Annotated in this window: 13 protein-coding genes; 7 read left to right on the top strand and 6 right to left on the bottom strand. The window is 55.8% G+C overall.

Features of this window, described 5'->3' with window-relative positions:
- The first annotated feature begins 57 nt into the window (after positions 1–57).
- Complete coding sequence (locus ABQ298_08365; GenBank protein ID MEQ9824384.1) at positions 58–1098, top strand: alpha/beta hydrolase; 1041 nt, start codon at positions 58–60, stop codon at positions 1096–1098.
- A gap of 66 nt (positions 1099–1164) precedes the next feature.
- Here ABQ298_08365 and deoC read toward each other — a convergent pair whose 3' ends face one another.
- Both deoC and ABQ298_08355 read right to left on the bottom strand, forming a co-directional pair.
- Positions 1165–1935 carry a deoxyribose-phosphate aldolase gene (gene deoC / locus ABQ298_08360; GenBank protein MEQ9824383.1) on the bottom strand — a complete coding sequence of 257 codons (771 nt, stop codon included), beginning with the start codon at positions 1933–1935 and terminating at the stop codon, positions 1165–1167.
- A 15-nt stretch (positions 1936–1950) separates the two neighbouring features.
- The gene (locus tag ABQ298_08355) at positions 1951–2721 is read right to left on the bottom strand and encodes a GntR family transcriptional regulator (GenBank protein ID MEQ9824382.1); all 771 of its coding nucleotides are present in this window, start codon (positions 2719–2721) and stop codon (positions 1951–1953) included.
- Positions 2722–2925: 204 nt separating this feature from the next.
- Between ABQ298_08355 and ABQ298_08350 the strand changes: the two genes are divergently transcribed.
- The gene (locus ABQ298_08350) at positions 2926–4017 is read left to right on the top strand and encodes a crosslink repair DNA glycosylase YcaQ family protein (GenBank protein MEQ9824381.1); all 1092 of its coding nucleotides are present in this window, start codon (positions 2926–2928) and stop codon (positions 4015–4017) included.
- 91 nt (positions 4018–4108) lie between these two features.
- Positions 4109–5275: a polysaccharide deacetylase family protein gene (locus ABQ298_08345; GenBank protein ID MEQ9824380.1), complete on the top strand. Its 1167-nt coding sequence runs from the start codon at positions 4109–4111 to the stop codon at positions 5273–5275.
- 58 nt (positions 5276–5333) lie between these two features.
- On the opposite strand, the gene ABQ298_08340 is transcribed toward ABQ298_08345, so the two are convergent.
- From ABQ298_08340 to ABQ298_08330, 3 genes are all read right to left on the bottom strand, one after another.
- Positions 5334–7712, bottom strand: a complete 2379-nt coding sequence (locus ABQ298_08340; protein ID MEQ9824379.1) for a glycoside hydrolase family 9 protein — start codon at positions 7710–7712, stop codon at positions 5334–5336.
- Positions 7713–7940: 228 nt separating this feature from the next.
- Positions 7941–8972 (bottom strand): LacI family DNA-binding transcriptional regulator, encoded by a 1032-nt coding sequence (locus tag ABQ298_08335; protein ID MEQ9824378.1) that lies wholly within the window; start codon positions 8970–8972, stop codon positions 7941–7943.
- Positions 8973–9119: 147 nt separating this feature from the next.
- Complete coding sequence (locus ABQ298_08330; protein MEQ9824377.1) at positions 9120–10109, bottom strand: hypothetical protein; 990 nt, start codon at positions 10107–10109, stop codon at positions 9120–9122.
- A gap of 70 nt (positions 10110–10179) precedes the next feature.
- On the opposite strand from ABQ298_08330, the gene ABQ298_08325 reads away from it, so the two are divergent.
- Positions 10180–10479 (top strand): Dabb family protein, encoded by a 300-nt coding sequence (locus ABQ298_08325; GenBank protein MEQ9824376.1) that lies wholly within the window; start codon positions 10180–10182, stop codon positions 10477–10479.
- Positions 10480–10564: 85 nt separating this feature from the next.
- On the opposite strand, the gene ABQ298_08320 is transcribed toward ABQ298_08325, so the two are convergent.
- Positions 10565–12208, bottom strand: coding sequence for a rhamnogalacturonan acetylesterase (locus ABQ298_08320; protein ID MEQ9824375.1), 1644 nt, complete (start codon positions 12206–12208; stop codon positions 10565–10567).
- A gap of 212 nt (positions 12209–12420) precedes the next feature.
- Between ABQ298_08320 and ABQ298_08315 the strand changes: the two genes are divergently transcribed.
- The 3 genes from ABQ298_08315 (at position 12421) to ABQ298_08305 (ending at position 15998) form a co-directional block, all read left to right on the top strand.
- Positions 12421–12810 (top strand): hypothetical protein, encoded by a 390-nt coding sequence (locus tag ABQ298_08315; GenBank protein ID MEQ9824374.1) that lies wholly within the window; start codon positions 12421–12423, stop codon positions 12808–12810.
- Between the two features lie 97 nt (positions 12811–12907).
- Entirely contained in the window at positions 12908–13846 is a 939-nt protein-coding gene (locus ABQ298_08310) for an EamA family transporter (protein ID MEQ9824373.1), read from the top strand.
- Between the two features lie 16 nt (positions 13847–13862).
- On the top strand, positions 13863–15998 hold the full coding sequence (locus ABQ298_08305; protein MEQ9824372.1) for a TonB-dependent receptor: 2136 nt from the start codon (positions 13863–13865) through the stop codon (positions 15996–15998).
- The last annotated feature ends 54 nt before the right edge of the window (positions 15999–16052 follow it).

The following is a 16052-nucleotide window of genomic DNA, read 5'->3' as shown; positions in this document are numbered from 1 at the left end:
CCAATAACGGCTGGTTTGTGAACGTGAAGCTGGCATTTCCCGAGCAAATGTTTTGGTATGCTCACACTGGAACAAGCACAGATGTCAGAACCCTCACGTCGCAACGCAAAAGCCACTCAGCGGGCCACATGGCTTCGCCACTGTCTGCACAAGGTGGGCGGCAGTGCAAGCTGGACCTGGCCCATGTGTTCGAAAACCGCCGATTCCAGAGCGGAAACAGAACCGTTGCTACAGCACCTTTGCGATGCGCCACTTGAGCTGCCTGATGGAGCTGAGATCTCGCTGTCCAGCATCCAGACTGACTCCGGCGAAATCATCGTCTACCGTTGGGTTCCCCCTCAGGCCAGGGGCTGGATTGTACTGCTGCACGGCTACCTGCTGCACAGCCTGTGCCAGGCATCCTGCATTGCCTTTCTGCTGCAACAGGGATACGCCGTAATCGCTCCGGATTGGCCGGGACACGGACTGTCCGAAGGGAACCGGGCGTCAATTGATTCCTTTCAGGACTATGCGGACGTCCTAGACAGCGTCATGCAAATGCACGCCTGTCACTTCCCATCTCCACCGCACCTGATCGCACACAGCACGGGTGCCTCTGCCTGGCTTGAATACCAGCGCACCCGATGCGCCGACCCCTTTGCCAGGATTGTTCTGGTGGCACCTCTGCTCCGCAATCAGCTATGGCATCTCAGCTGTCTCGGGATCCGGCTCGCGTCACCCTGGCTCTCATCCGTACCAAGATGCTTTCGAAAATCCTCTTCAGATCCTGATTTTCTCAACCGCATGCACGCGGACCCGCTCGCCCCCTGGTCACTTCCGTTGCAATGGTCGCGCGCGCAAATGCAGTGGGTTGCACAGTTTGCGGATGCTCCAATCAACGAACGCTCCCTGTGGGTGCTTCAGGGTGACAGGGACAATGTCGTGGACTGGCGCTTTGGTCTGCGTCGGATAACGGCGCAATTCCCTCAGGCACACATCCAGCTTTGGCCGGGACAAAAACACGACTTGCTCAATGAAGCACGTCCCGCACGCGATGAGATTTTTCGGCAGCTGCTCAAAATTCTTGCAGATCCCGAACCCGCTGTCCCAACTCGCTGATAAATCAACCGCAACTTTCGGTCCTCATCTCTCATCAATCGCCATCTCGACCGAACCGCCCTTGTCTCAATATCCTGCTGGTGAGGAATAACCATGATCGAGATGAGGATTCGGCAGTTTTCCGCTAAATCCGCGCTCAATCGCCTCGTTGAGCATTCCCTTCGTAGCTGTCGCGCCAATGCGCGTTACGCCGAACTCCCGCACCGCAAGCAAGTCATCCAGGCATCGCACGCCTCCCGCTGCCTTGATTTGCACAGATGGATCGCAGTGCGCGCGCATCAACTTGAGCTGCGGCAAGGTTGCTCCCGTATAGCTGTATCTGCCATCCGTTCCTTTTACAAACCCATACCCCGTTGATGTCTTCACAAATGCCACTTTTGCCTCCGAGCAAATCTCACACAGGCGTATGATTTCCGCATCCTCCAGATAGTCATTCTCGAAGATCACCTTCAAAATGCTCCCCGCAGCAACCACAGCCTGATTGATCAGCTGCACTTCCCGGCAAACATAGTCCCACTGCCCCCCTTTCACTTTGCCAATGTTCACGACCATGTCGATCTCTCTGGCTCCCGCCAATGCGGCCGATTCAGCTTCGATGACCTTGATTCCCGTCGTACTGTTGCCATGCGGAAATCCGATAACCGCACAGACCCTCACATCGGTGCCTTCAAAAATTTCGAGTGCCTGGCGAATGGAATAAGGCTTCACACAGGCCGTCGCGACACCATAGTCCCGGGACAATTCACAACCTGCTTTCACCTCCGCATCCGTCAGGGTCGGATGCAGCAGCGAATGATCGATCATCTTGGCGAGTTCATGCAAGGTGGGTTGAGTCATAATGGGTCAGTGTTGTTAAGGGTTGAGTTGCTCCAAAAAACCTTCCTGAAGTTGAAAACGGAAGCGGGAGCGTCCTCCAATCCCGTTCGAATCCTGCTGCAGGTAAAACGCATCGGCGCGATAGTAAACGCGCTGCTTCCAAATGGGCAGATCGCCTGCCGCTAAACCGACTCCGTCAAGACAAAGCGCAGGCATTGCGGCTGCAAACCCCGAAACAGCGGGTGCCTCCACCGCCATGACGCGATGGGATTCACGCTCGATGCAAATGCCATACTGCTCTCTGCAGAGACGATAGAATGAGCCGGAAAGGACTTGAGAGTTAAGCCCCTCAAACAACCGCTCCGGTACCCAACGCTGCTCATAAATCACCGCAGATCCGGCAAGACTGCGAACCCGCTCAAACGCGATCAAGTGCTCACCCTCTGCGAGCTTCAACTCACGGCGAATTGTGCTCAGCCCCGTGAGTTCAGGCTCAAAACGCAGCACTTGGGTATGGCATTCCTGCCCCAGTTGCGCGGCAAAATCGGTGAAACTCTCCAGTTCATGCAGTGCAGCAGAAAACCCGGGGCGCACAGCCACAAAGGTGCCAAGTCCGCGACGAATCTCCAACCATCCTTCACTGACCAGCTTGGCAACCACCTTGTTGGCAGTGGCACGACTGATGCCATGGGTGTCCGCCAAATCCCGCTCGGATGGAAAACGATCCCCAACGCCCCACCGTCCCGCCACCAGCTGTTCCTGGCAGAGCTGAATCAATTGCTCTCCAACCGTTCGGGTTTCAATCATTCATGCCTAGTTGTCAGTGGACTAGCCACTTGTCAATGTAAATGCATGAATCCACTTTGCCCCTTCGGGTTGGAGGCAGTCCTACAGCAACTGTCTTTGCGTTTCCATGTGTTCCAAAGGTTAACCCTATTTTCGACTCGCAACTTCCGGCTTTTTACCAAGGCTGCCATGAACCACTGCTTCCCAAAATGAGGATGCCGCTCTATGCCGACCATGCGCCACATCACCGCTGCCCAAGCCCGACGTTTTCACGCACATGCTGTAGCACTCGACAGTCCTTTTTCATCCGTATCTGAAGCGCTGCACTATCTCGGCTATGTGCAGATTGATCCCATTCGCGTCTGCGGTCGCATGCACGATCTCATCCTTCGCAACCGCGTGCAGGCCTATGCCGAAGACGACCTGCACCGCGCACTGGAGGGTCCGGAGCGCGTCGGCTTTGAGCACTACCTGCCGGGTCAGGGGATTCTGGTGGCTTTTCCATTTGAAGCCTGGCCTTATCTGCAACCCCACTTGCATGCGCGCCGGACCTCCAGTCGCGGATACGGTGGAAAACTCAGTAGCGAAGAAAGTGCCATCGCCGACCTCGTGCTCAGGGAAATCCAGGATCGCGGGCCACTGGGTTTGGATGCAATAGAACACGATGGTCGCGCCCTCTCAGCCTGGGGAACCCATGCACGCGCGGTGAAGACTGTGCTTGAAAAACTGTTCTTTCACGGGCGGGTTCTCATTCATTCCCGAAACCATTTTCGCCGCATTTATGACTTGCCCGAACGGGTTCTTCCCCCGGAGGTGTGGGAACAACCCGCAAGCGATGCACAAGCAAGTGCCCGCTGGCTGGCGCGACTCCGACTCCGACAACGCCGCCTTGCCGCACTGCCAAAAGCCATGCTGACATCCATCGCCGACGCTGTTGAACACCTGAGCGTTGAAGGGTGCCCCACTCCGCTCTACTGCCTTCGCGAGGATTTGCCTCTGATGGATCACGCCAACAGAATCGATGTCCCCGATCATGTGCGCCTGCTTGCCCCTCTCGATCCACTCATCTATGACCGCAAGATCACCTCAAGGGTCTGGAATTTTGACTACAGCTGGGAGGTTTACACTCCCCCCGCAAAGCGAGTGCGCGGCTACTACGCGCTCCCCGTGCTCTCAGGTGATGCACTGGTCGGTCATGTGGATCCCAAAATCGACCGCAAGACCAGTCGTCTGAAAGTGATCAACCGACGCGTCGCCCGTGGGCACGCAACCGCCCCGGCAGTGCGTTCGCTCGCCCGCTTCCTCGGAGTGCGCTGACCCCACTTATCACAGGCAAAGCAGTTGCCTCGTGGCGATCCCCAACGCATCAGAATCATCAAACTTCTGCGCAATCCTGCACAACTTTGCCATGCCCTTCTGTGGTATGCTGTTCACCGAGGATTTGCAGGAATCCCGTCACACCGTCAATTTTCCCATGAATGCCAGTCCGTCAAAAACTCTGATGTTGCTGCTGCTCTGCTGTGCCGCACTTGCGTTGCTGCCGTGGAAGGGACATGCTGTTCCGCTCCAGGCCTCCCCGCTTCCACCCGGTGGACTCAGCACGGAAGAGGTTCCTCAATTTGTGCTGCTTGGATTTGATGACAATCCCCAACCGGAACCGATGCAGTGGTTGCTGGATTTTCTGGATTCGCGCAGCCACCAGGATGGTTCCCCCGTGCGAGTCGCGTTTTATAGCAATGGAAAATACCTGGAGCAAAATCCCGAACTGCAGGAGCTTCATCGCAGCGCATGGGAACAGGGCCACGAGATCGGCAACCATACCCAGTCACATTTCCAAGGTGAAGATTTCACCGTGCAGGAATGGGTCGATGAAATCGAGCACTGTCAGCAGGTATTTGCATCGATCGGAATTCCGAATGATGCGGTCACCGGATTTCGCACTCCCTTTCTCGCTTACAACGCCGCTACTTTCGAAGCCATCGAACGCGTCGGACTGCAATACGATTCCACGATTGAGGAGGGTTACCAATCCGATCAGGATGGCACAAACTTTCTCTGGCCTTACACACTCCATGAGGGAAGCCCTGGCAACCAATCCGAGTTTGCATCAAATCCTTCAAAGCATGTGGCATCTCACCCATCCCTGTTCGAAATTCCGATTCACGTTTTCATTATTCCCGATGATACGGCCTGCGCTGAACTTGGACTGCAACCTGGGCTGCGCAAACGGGTTGCCCGTCACCTCCTGACCCACTGGAACTGGCAGTGGTCAGTGGAACAGGGAAAACTTTCGGGACTCGACTGGAACGTTCTCGAAATGGCAGGACTCGACGCACCCACATTCCTCGGCATTCTCAAGCACAACCTGAATCTACGGCGTTCCGGCAACAAAGCTCCCATGATGATCGGCGCGCACAGTGCCATGTATCCCGCCTCCCATCCCGAACGCCGCCAGAGCATCGAACAATTTGTCGACTATGCACTCTCCTTTTCTGATGTTCGCATCGTCACTCCGAACACTCTGATCCAATGGTTGCAAGATCCGCTGCCCATGCAACATGGGGAAACCCCATGATCCATCCGCAAGAATCCTGACAGGCCACAACATTTTCCAGTCCACCCCCTTAGAGGTCTCAGGGATAGGCCCACCAGGCAATGCCTTCAAACTCGAGTCGCGAGGTGGGAATATTGGCAATGATCCAGTCTTTTTCCGCCTCACTGATCGTGAAAAAGTGCGACCCCGTCGGTGCAGCATAGAAGCGATAGACCGGTTGCGCACCATGGACAGCTCCCGAAAAAGCAAAAAAAGCGACTCCTTCCAGGGAAAAAATGTCGCCCAACTGTGTGAGAACTTGGTCCCGTTCGGATACTGTCATGGTGTAGAAGTGACTGCCGGAGCGTCGGTTGAACAGTCGATAGACCGGTAACGCCCCTTGCGGTTGGGAGAGCAGCACGTGATGAGAAATCCCCTCAAGGGTCCAAATGTCGCTTGACAGGTTCGTGAGGATTGCCGCTTTTTCCGCTTCGATGGCGGTGAAAAAATGACTGTTGTTATCCTTGCGGTGAAAACGATAGAGCGGAGCAAGTGCGATGCCCTCCGGCGCATTTGTTGACGGATCAGATCTTGGCTCGTCCGCTGCAGGTGCCGCAAACCCGGCCATCAGGAAGATGTATCGCGATTGGTAGCCCGTTGAATTCTCCGTTACGGACCAGGAATTTTCGGGCCAGGAGGTATTCCAGTCCCGATAGGCCTTCATCGGAGGTTGATTCTGCGGCGGGTCAATGACCCCACGATAGGACGCATCGGGCTGATAAAACTGATTGGGGCCGCCCGCGAGAATTCCGGGAGCAGGATTTTGCTCCCAAATCGTTCCATCGTGAAACCACCCATGGTAAATCCGCGTGATGGGTTTGTCGGCCCCGAACAGTTGAGCCTGAGTGAGATAGGTCCACCCCAACGGGTTGCGTCCATGATAATAGTGAAGGTACTCCTCGGCCAAACGCTGATAAGAGTCCGACATCGCAGCGTTCACTCCAAGCTTCACGCCCCACAGCGGAAGCATTGCCCAATGGGCCTTCATCCCGTTGGAACTCCAGGTGTAGTGCCCGTCCCACATGAAACATTTGTAGGGATCCTCATGTCGCCGATCCCAGGGCTGCTGACGAATTCCCTGTTCCAGCGAAGCCTTGATCGCAGATACCACCTGCTGCGTGGCCCCCTCTGAAAGTGCGTAGGTCACCAGACCGCGCTGAAGGTCCATTGAAGCGCCAGTTTCAAAATACCCCCGAGTGAGGGGTTGGTGGCCGCCGTCGGCAGCATTCGGGTCTGCATGATGCATGTCCACAAAGTCCCGATAATGGGGTGCGCCGGTCAGCCGAAACAGTGCCGCTGCCGCTGCAATGCGCATGCGCAAGTCTGCCGAATCACTCTTGTTTGCATCCGCGTTATCAAACCCGTTGTGATCATAGTGGATCGGCCCCGGATGGGCTTCCAGGAAATGCCATGCCTGCTCAGCCGCCTGTCGAAGCCGACTGGAGTAACCCGGGTAAACCGCATCAAACGGCGCAAACAGCTGTGCCGCTATGGCAAAGGATGAAGCACCGGATGCGGTCGCACTGGTCGAAATATTCGCATAATAATACGGACGATTCTCTGTCGAAGGGTCACCGATGCCTCCCTCGTAACCCTGATCCGATGCGATCACAAATACACCGGAGTACAGCGCTCCGTCCTCCCGCTGCATCTTGAGCATCCAGTCCACTTCCCACTTGATCTCATCCAGAATATCAGGCACTCCATTTCCACTTTCCGGAATTTGACTGGCATCGCCAAATGCAGCAGGCCACCACTCATAGGCCATTCCCAAATCCCAGATGATATCCGCCATCCAGGATGTGTATTTGCGGTAATCTCCGGCATCATACCATCCACCCGTCACATCCCTCGCAGTCTCTGGTCCTTGAACACCCCCCATCGAAGCATCGTACAACCGGGCCTGTAGCTGATTGTCCAAGTGCGCTGGACCATGGGTCCACTGTCCTCCATGTGTCGACGGGATTGCAGTACCGCTTCGCTGGTAGTAGTAGGATTTGACCGCCGCTTGCAGCATGCCGTTGTAGACGGATTCTCCAATCTCAAACTCCCAGGACCGTTGCCCTGTGTGCGGATCCCACAAATAATAACTGCCCGGTGCACTCACGTCACTGAAGTGTCCCTGCCAGACCCGGTCCCCCGAACTCGCATGCACTGCACCTCCATTCCATGCCGTGAGCGGAACAGAGGTCACAACCGCATCGTCGGAGCTACGCCTCAATTGCAGTGTACTTCCCGGAACGTATTGCTGATCGTGGTTTTGTCCGATCTGGGGATCCGCAACCATGATCCATTTCTCTGCGCCGGGACGATACCCGATTTGATTGACCAGAATCTGCTCGGAAACAGTCGCAGCCTGCAGCACTGTAGACAGGGCAGCACTTAGCACCACAAAAAGAAAACACTTAGGGTATTGCATCGGGGTCGTTGAGATTTGCTTCCATGTTGCAGTCCCGCCTGTGTCAAGTCAATCCATCCCCAAAGTAGCGGGAGCTTCCAGCTCGCACCTCCCCAAAGTAGCGGGAGCTTCCAGCTCGCACATCCCCAAATCCATCGCAACTACCAACCCCATTTTCCTGTCAGTTCCACGACAGAAAATGTCACAACGCACCCAACCCCATCAACTCTTCCACCCTCAGGAGCAAGCTTAAGGCCACTGACCGAGTTCAAACCACTTCTCCTCGACCAGCGTGAGCGTGGGTGTTTCGGGAAGCCCACGTTGATTGAGTTTCATCTTCGAAATGAGCAGCTCCACTGCAGTTTCCGCCATTTTTCGGAAATTGTTGCGGATGCCACCGTATTGCACGCTCTCTTCATCCGCCTCAAGGCATACAAATCGGCAATAGTGCCCCTCCAGTGTCAGGCGTCGCGCGGGTATCGCCAAGTTGTTCCAATAGCTCAACAGCACATCCGGTTTTTCCTTCGCAATCCACGCGTAGACCTCCTCATTCATCTGCTCTACCGGCTTGCGCTCAAATTCAAAGACCGGAATGTGATGCTCTGGCGCAAAATGCCGCCTTTGCCCATACTCAAAGCCCGCCCGTGAAAGGTTGCGCGTGTGACTCTCTTCGGCCGTCGATACCGCAAGCGCTGGACGTTTCACCCCGGCCTCTTTGAGCTTGCGCATGACGGTGCGTGCCGAAAAAAAATAATTCCCCATCACACTGTCGATGGGTACCGACTGCGGTGCCTGAGTGATTTTCACCATGCTGTACTGGTTCCAATCGAGCTTGTAGCTCAAGTCCGCGTTATCGACATCCCCAAACAGCAGGGCGTGAATGTTGCGGGCATGCAAGACCCTCTCGAGCGAGCGCACACTGTCATAATCCCTGCCACGCTGAAAGCGCTCCACCTGGTATCCAAGTTCCCTGGAGCGCTCGATGATGGTTTTCACCACCGTGGGCAGGTAGTCCCCTTCTTCAAAGCGTTGGCTCTGTTTCACATCCAGGATCAACGCGATGGTTTCACGCTTCAGAGGCACCTGACTGGTCCGGCGGTAGGCCACCAGGGATGACAGAAGCGGGTCGGGAACGTAACCCAGTTCCTTTGCGATCTGCTGGATGCGCTGTCGCGTGGTTTCCGGGATGCGGGGATCGTTACGCAACGCAAGCGATACCGTTGTCTGATGCACCCCAGCCTTCTGGGCAACATCCTTCATGATCACACGTTTTTTCGTCATAGTTCCCAGCCCAAACGCTAGCGAAGCCATTCAGCCGGGCAATGCAATTTCCATCAAGTGCCTTGCCTGTTGATAATCCGTGCAGATTGTCCACTCCTGCAAATCCAGCCCGACTTCTTTTACACCACCAGAACCGCAACAGCTCCATCATGACGATGGCGGGTGGGCGTGCGCATCCCCCTCGACCCAATGCATTGCGTTCAGATCGAGGATGAAGAGGTCCTGCTGTTCGTTCGAAATCATCAGCGTTTGGTCATCCAAAAAGGTAATTCCCTCACACTGCTGCACTTGCTCGCGAACGGTGCGAATCACGCCAACCCGTGCATCAAACCATGTTGACCGGTGTTCCGACTCCAGAGTCGAATCCATTTCAAATACCCATACATGATCGTAGGTCAGCACGGCGAGTCTTCGTCCATCTGGCGTGACATCGGCACCCGTCACCATCCCTCCCACATCAAAGCGTGCGATCAGGGTGGGAACATTGAGACTCAGCGCATCAAGCGTATCCATGCGATACAGTTTTGTCCACGTGTCCGACCGATGTTTTGTCAGCAGATACAGACTGCCATTGGCCCAAAAAATTGCCTCGCAGTCAAAGTTCATTTCCTCCGGTGGAAATGCGGACTGATCCGGCCACTGAAAGCGAAAATACTGGTCAACTCGCGTTACTATCGCAGATTCCGGGTTTGGCTCCCGCACCCGGTAGATGCCGAGATCCCGGCGCATGTTCGCGTTGTTCCCGCATGCAGCAATGTAAAGGTTGCCGTCTCCATCTGTGGCGATGTCTTCCCAGTCCACATTGACAGCATCTCCGATTCGAAGTCCCTGATAGCTCTGCTGCGTTACAAAGTCGGGAAAAAGGGGCTGCCCCTTAAAATCTACGGCGAAGAGTCGCGCTTCATCACCGGAGTCGTTATGCGTCCATAGCACCCCTTCCCACAAGCGACTTCGAATGAGTCCCGAAGATTCGTTGATCTGCTCATGCGCGAGCTGCCCCACCCACTCCAGCGAAATCGGTTCAAGCTTCTCCAGATCGACTTGCTGCGCACAAGCCAATGCCAAACCTGCCCAAAGGAACACCATCCCACTCCCCGAGCGGATCATTCCTGTCCTGACGCGATACAGAATTTTCATGACTTCCAGAAAAAACCCAGTCAGTGGGATTGCACTTGTTCTGCCAAGGCTTTTTCCAAAAATAACAGCCATGTTAGTACATTCAGTATTCTTCTACCTGAAACCCCATGTGACCGAAGCAGAGAAAGCCGACTTCATGCAGGGTCTTCAAAGCCTTCAGGCGATCCCGACAGTTCGTGGATTTTATGTCGGCACACCAGCAGCCACTCCGGCACGCCCCGTGATCGACAGCTCTTATGACGCTGCATTGACCGTGCTCTTTGACGACGTTGCAGGCCACGACGTCTACGGCCCACATGCGATCCACGATGCTTTTATTTCCAAATACAAGCATCTCTGGGAGCGCGTCGTTGTTTACGATGCCGATTGATTCAAGGCAGCACCGACTGCGGTGAAACGCAGCACCCCTGTGTTGACTGCGGATTTCTGCAATGGGACGTGAAGCAGGTGGACGCTCAGTCCTGAGTGGATGAAGCTTCGTCTGCATGCAGCCAGGCATGGATTGGCTGCATCGGCAGCTGCTTTGCGGCATTCACAAAAACACTGGCATTGAGCAACGCCCCGGCAGCACTCGTGTGAGTATGGGCATCCGCAAAGAGCAGGTCCACATCGTGCGGCCCCATCTGCTCATAGTGGTCAGCCACAAGCGAGTGCAGGTCCACAAATGCAACGGATTCCTGCTCCGCCACTTGGCGTGCCCACAAGGGGTATCGATCCGTATCGCGCAAGAGTGCTCGATTCTTCCACTGTTTTCGGGGAACGGGTGAACAAACCACCGGCGTTGCACCAGCACTTCGGCTCTCTGCGATGAAAGTACGCAGGTAGGAACCATAGCTCCCCACCACCTCGGGTTCTCCCGTCAGCAAATTCTCAATCGCTTCCGTTTGCTCCCCCACCCCAGGTAGTGTGCCCCTTGCCCGGTGAGTGTCATTGATCGGAGCAGAATCATTGTGACCAAACTGCATCACGACCACATCACCGGGTTGCAGCATGCTTCGAACTCTGGCCCAGTGTCCATAAGTCAAATAGGTGCGGCTGCTCAGTCCTCCTACCGCACGATTGACCACATTGATCCTTGCGCGATCCACAAATCCCACCAGGAAATCCCCCCAACCCCACTCACCGTTGCTGCCGTCTCCTCGTCCATTGCGCACTGTCGAATCCCCGATCAGATACACTGTGGGCAGGGTGCGATCCGTCGGAACCGGCAGTTGCAACCATGCCGTTGTATCCGCTTTCACCGCTTGTCCTTTCTCCGAAAGCCAGGCCTCCATCTCAATCGAACGCAATCCCTTGAGTCCGGACAGGATTTGCTCGGCGTGCAGCTCGGCACCGCGCTCATTGAAGTGCACGTAGTCCTGCTCAAACAATGCATCCACTTCGGACTTATCCATCACATCCAATCGATCCGCTAGGCGATGAGTCAGGTCAATGAATGGTACCCCCATCTCCCGTGCCAGCTGGTAGGTCCAACCGCCATACAACCCACTGCCCCGCTCGAGGCGCTCACGCGCGTCCCGCAGGTTTCGCAGCGTCAGATTGACAAGGACCGGATGCGCATTCCGGGCGCGCACGTCATCGATCATCTGCCGCATGTAGTGCCCAAAGGTGTAAACGGTCTCTTGTTTACCCGTCACGACATTCAGAATATCGACGGACTCCTCCCCGAGTCCCGGAAGGGAACCCCTCGCACGAGTGGGTCGATCCGACCCCGGTGGTTCTTCATTAATGGCACCCCCATCGTTGTGTCCAAACTGCAGGATCACCACATCTCCCGCACGCACGTCATCGATCAACTCCTTCCACAGTCCCTCAGTGATGAACGTTCGACTGCTGCGTCCGCCACGTGCCCGATTGAATACAGTGACCTTTGTCGGATCAAAATAATGCCGAAACGGCTCCGCCCATCCCTGTTGCACCGCCCCTTTGCCCTTGGCTGCCGTAGAGTCACCTGCGATGAATACCGCAGGCAGTTCTGACACCCGCTCCGATTGTTGTGAAGGTGGGTTTGTCTCCAGATCCGGTGGGTTTCCCGCGAGCAGTGGCAGCGCTCCCATTGCCAGGCACAAGCCCACTGCAATTCCAATCCGGTGCAGCATTGGTACGTTTGTGCGTACTGCCGATTGCTTCCACTTGCATATGCTTCCTCTTCCCAACATGAACCCCAGTCTGCGCAAGTTGCACCCTGGCTCCAACTGCTTTTTTTTCGGAATGTCAGATTTGCTTTTTGCATCAATTCACATTGCTTATAAATCACAGAAATTGACCACACGACAGTGGCCCAACCCCCAAGCTTCAGCCACAATCACCGATGCCGTATCAGATCAGTTGGGAAGACCGAGGATTGCGTTGGCGTTTCTATGGCAAAGTCACAAGTCAGGAGTGTGTGCAGAGCAATCTCGACATTTATGGAGATGCACGCTTCGACTCCCTGCGGTATCAGATTGCAGATTTCTCTGAAGTTACTGAACTTTCTCTCAATGAACGGGATATGCAAAAAATTGCCTATCTGGACAAGGCCGCTTGTCGCAGCAACCCCCGCATCAAAGTGGCTCTCGTTGCACCGAGTGAAACTGCACGCGAACTGCTCCAGGCCTACACGCACCACGCCTCTGACAGCCCGTGGCAAAGTCAGGTTTTCTCCACTGTTGAGCAAGCCGAACAATGGTTGACACAGACATTTTCCTTTCAGTTGAGGTAGTGCCACGCCGATTTCATCATCGATCCATGCTATCGGGTGCGTCCCTCACCTGCATTTCAATAGCGACTTCTTCATCCATTCCCACCAGCATGGATGCATGTTCCCTTCGCTGCTGACGGCCCTGTGTTTTGCACTGGCAGGCATCAGTGCCCGCCAATCCACTCTTCACTCTGGTCCCTTGCGCGCAAATGTTGGACGTCTTGTCCTGGGTTTGCTGATACTCAGCGGAATCGCCCTGCTGCGCTGGCAGGGCATGAGCATTTCTGCAGTCCTTCGCTTCGCCGCTGCAGGTGCCATCGGATTTGGCATTGGAGGATATTGCATGATGCTGACCCTGCGTCGCCTCGGAACCCCAACGGCGCTGCTGCTCGTCGAAAGCTGCACGGCCGTGCTGGCCGGACTTTTGGCCTGGTTTGCATTGGGGGATGTGCTGGCAGTTTCCCAAATCCTGGCCTGTCTCACCATCCTCGCCGGAGTCCTAATCGCTGGTTCCGGATGGATCGCAGCAAGTCAGCCAGCCCAGCTGCACCATCGAATCGCAGGCTATGGATTTGGTATTCTGGCCTCCGCCTCTCAGGCAGTCAGCCTGGTGCTCAGCCGCCAGGTCTTCCTGCAGAGTGCAACATTGGGAGAACCCATCGATAAACTGGATGCTGCCTGGATTCGACTGATCGGGGGAGCGTTGCTCGCCTGCCTGATTCTGCTCACCTTGAGGCGAAGAAACTGGCACCAACCCCATCCACCCCGGAATCCGGAAGCCTCAGCATTCCGATGGTTCCGATCCCAAACCCCTCTGCTTCAACAGCCCCTTACCTGGATGCTCATCAATGCACTCATGGGTCCGGTCATGGGAGTCACATGCTGGCTCTGGGCCGTCAGTCTGCTCAACCCGGGCATCGTCCAGTCGATTGCCGCCACTGCCCCGCTCATCAGTCTGCCAATCGCGCGATGCTTGGAGCGTGAACCGATTGGAATCGCATTTTTTATAGGAGCGCCCGTCGCGATCTTCGGCACCGCTCTGCTCGCACTGGCCTGAGCTAATGAAAACTGTCATGCACGGCCAACCGTTTCCCATTCATCCCTACTTGCGCTGGGTCATCAATCTGCTCATGCCCGTCATCGCAATCGTGCAAAGCTCAGCCGATATCGAACCCATCGATCTGCAACCCCTGTGGATCCTCGCCTCCGACGCATCACAGGAGCTTGCTGATCCCCGCTTCGATATTGCACCCACGCTCACGATGGCTTCGATGCGTCAGACATGGCAATGCATTCCCGGCATGGCACTGCTGGATCGCGGAGGAAGCGCTGTCGAACCCATGCTGCGAGGCATGACATCCGAACGCATCGCAACTTCTTTTTTCGGGCTTCGACTACCGCCAGCCTCTCCAACGCGCACCCATGCACCCGCTCAGCTCATGCTCAGTTCTGCAGCACCGATCCACGTCATCTCCGCACAACCTTCACTCACGCTCGGAGCACCTGCAAGTGGAGGTCGAATCGAAGCAGATGCAGCAGCTGATACCCTCAATGCAGTGCCAACGGCAACCACCATGGCACTTCATCTGCAACCGGAGCGCAGCGGATGGAGTGCCGGAATCCACCATCAGCGCGCCGCTTTGCTGCAGCAGCCCGCTGTTCATCTCTCCTTGCAGCAACAGAGCCTGGGCAACCTGCGCACTCCGGAGGGCGCGATCATTCCTTCACAGCAGAATCATTTCGCAGGCTCCCTCCTACTGGGCACCCGCCCTGTTCATGGCTGGACTCACCAACTTGCGGTGCTGCACCATCAGCAGGGGCGAAATGATCATGTTTCCCTGCCTCTCGACACCATTCGCGCGCACTTCACTGCAGGTGCATGGGTCCACGAATTTCAACCCGACTCCAGTGCAGCGCAAAATCTGCGCATACGCTACGGAGCGTCAAAGCACGATATCCTGCTCGACAATCGCTTCCGAACCATGCCACCCCTTCCCGTCAGCAACATGGCGCACACGCGCAGTCAGCACATGGATGTCCGGTGGCGCCATCCGGCAGGCTCCCATGGAACCCTGATCCATGGTCTGGATTTCAACCGCGAAACCCGGGATTCCATTCGACAGCGCGGTGAGCTTGCCCGCGATTCCATCTGGCCCGAAATTGTGACCTGGCAAGCTGGTGTTGTGACGGAATACCAGTTCAATCCTGCACCCACTTCAACCTTTCGTGCCGGAATTCGCCTGGATCAACACCATTCACGAGCCAAGCGCATGCACGCCCCGGCATTTTCATACCCCATCACATCGCTCTACCAACATTTTGCCGAACACCCGCAAGTTCCTGCAAGCAGAAGTCAGCAAGAGCTTGTTCCCAGTGCAAATCTTTTGCTGCAGTGGATCACTGACTCCGGGCAGGCACTCTATGTCGGATGGACCACAACTGCTCAGGTTCCCGGCGCCACCGAGCGTTACCGGGCCTTGCTGCAGGCACTGGGTGGCGGATTTGAAATTGGAAATCCTGAACTCAAACCCGAACGGAAATGGGAGGTGGTCGCTGGCTGGAGTGTCACCCACCCTAAGCTTCATTTGCGTTTCGAAATGTTCGCAAACGAAATCACCGACTACCACTGGCGCAAGGCGGTGGGCACCACAACGGGTCTGGAGTCCCTACCCCAGGGTCACACGGTTTACAGCTATCGCAATGTGCCGGTACGACACATCGGTGCAGAACTCTCTGGAGTGCTGCAAAGCCCCGACGGACAGTGGAAGCTCCCTTTTCAATTGCATGGGGTGCATGCACAACTCCAATCCACGGGAACTGGCTATCAACGCGGAGACCGGTTGCCGGAACTGCCTCCCCTAAATGCGCGCATCGCACTGCAACATCAACAAGCATGGGGCGATGCTTATCAACTGCAGTGGGAGTGCAGCTGGCATTGGTACGAGTCCCAATGCAATCCCCTCCCACACCTGCTGCCCATCTACCGCGACAGCAGCTCCCACCAGCAAGTTGACTTGAGCCTGCAAATCACTGCCATCAGCGCATGGTCTCTGAGCTTCAGTCTGCACAACCTTTTCAATTCCACGCAGTTTCCATACCTGCAACTACCCGCAAGTGACCCCCCAGGGAGCGGAAGCCTGTTTCAGGAGGGGGAACGCATCCCACTGCCCGGACGAAACCTTCAGTTCATGCTCGAATACCGCTTTTGAGGCACCCCTGTGCTGATCCTTTCATACCCTCACCCATTCACCCTCAACGCGGTT

Source organism: Puniceicoccaceae bacterium, from assembly GCA_040224245.1.
In the GTDB taxonomy this organism is placed as follows: Bacteria; Verrucomicrobiota; Verrucomicrobiia; order Opitutales; family JAFGAQ01; genus JAKSBQ01.
The sequence above is the reverse complement of the archived record's forward strand: the minus strand, read 5'-3'. Positions and strand labels throughout refer to the sequence as shown.

What these genes read in the sequence shown, in the direction of transcription:
- ABQ298_08365 (MEQ9824384.1), top strand. Translation starts at nt 58, where the DNA reads ATGCTCACACTGGAACAAGCACAGATGTCAGAACCCTCACGTCGCAAC.
- deoC (MEQ9824383.1), bottom strand. Translation starts at nt 1,935, where the DNA reads ATGACTCAACCCACCTTGCATGAACTCGCCAAGATGATCGATCATTCG.
- ABQ298_08355 (MEQ9824382.1), bottom strand. Translation starts at nt 2,721, where the DNA reads ATGATTGAAACCCGAACGGTTGGAGAGCAATTGATTCAGCTCTGCCAG.
- ABQ298_08350 (MEQ9824381.1), top strand. Translation starts at nt 2,926, where the DNA reads ATGCCGACCATGCGCCACATCACCGCTGCCCAAGCCCGACGTTTTCAC.
- ABQ298_08345 (MEQ9824380.1), top strand. Translation starts at nt 4,109, where the DNA reads ATGCCCTTCTGTGGTATGCTGTTCACCGAGGATTTGCAGGAATCCCGT.
- ABQ298_08340 (MEQ9824379.1), bottom strand. Translation starts at nt 7,712, where the DNA reads ATGCAATACCCTAAGTGTTTTCTTTTTGTGGTGCTAAGTGCTGCCCTG.
- ABQ298_08335 (MEQ9824378.1), bottom strand. Translation starts at nt 8,972, where the DNA reads ATGACGAAAAAACGTGTGATCATGAAGGATGTTGCCCAGAAGGCTGGG.
- ABQ298_08330 (MEQ9824377.1), bottom strand. Translation starts at nt 10,109, where the DNA reads ATGAAAATTCTGTATCGCGTCAGGACAGGAATGATCCGCTCGGGGAGT.
- ABQ298_08325 (MEQ9824376.1), top strand. Translation starts at nt 10,180, where the DNA reads ATGTTAGTACATTCAGTATTCTTCTACCTGAAACCCCATGTGACCGAA.
- ABQ298_08320 (MEQ9824375.1), bottom strand. Translation starts at nt 12,208, where the DNA reads ATGCTGCACCGGATTGGAATTGCAGTGGGCTTGTGCCTGGCAATGGGA.
- ABQ298_08315 (MEQ9824374.1), top strand. Translation starts at nt 12,421, where the DNA reads ATGCCGTATCAGATCAGTTGGGAAGACCGAGGATTGCGTTGGCGTTTC.
- ABQ298_08310 (MEQ9824373.1), top strand. Translation starts at nt 12,908, where the DNA reads ATGTTCCCTTCGCTGCTGACGGCCCTGTGTTTTGCACTGGCAGGCATC.
- ABQ298_08305 (MEQ9824372.1), top strand. Translation starts at nt 13,863, where the DNA reads ATGCACGGCCAACCGTTTCCCATTCATCCCTACTTGCGCTGGGTCATC.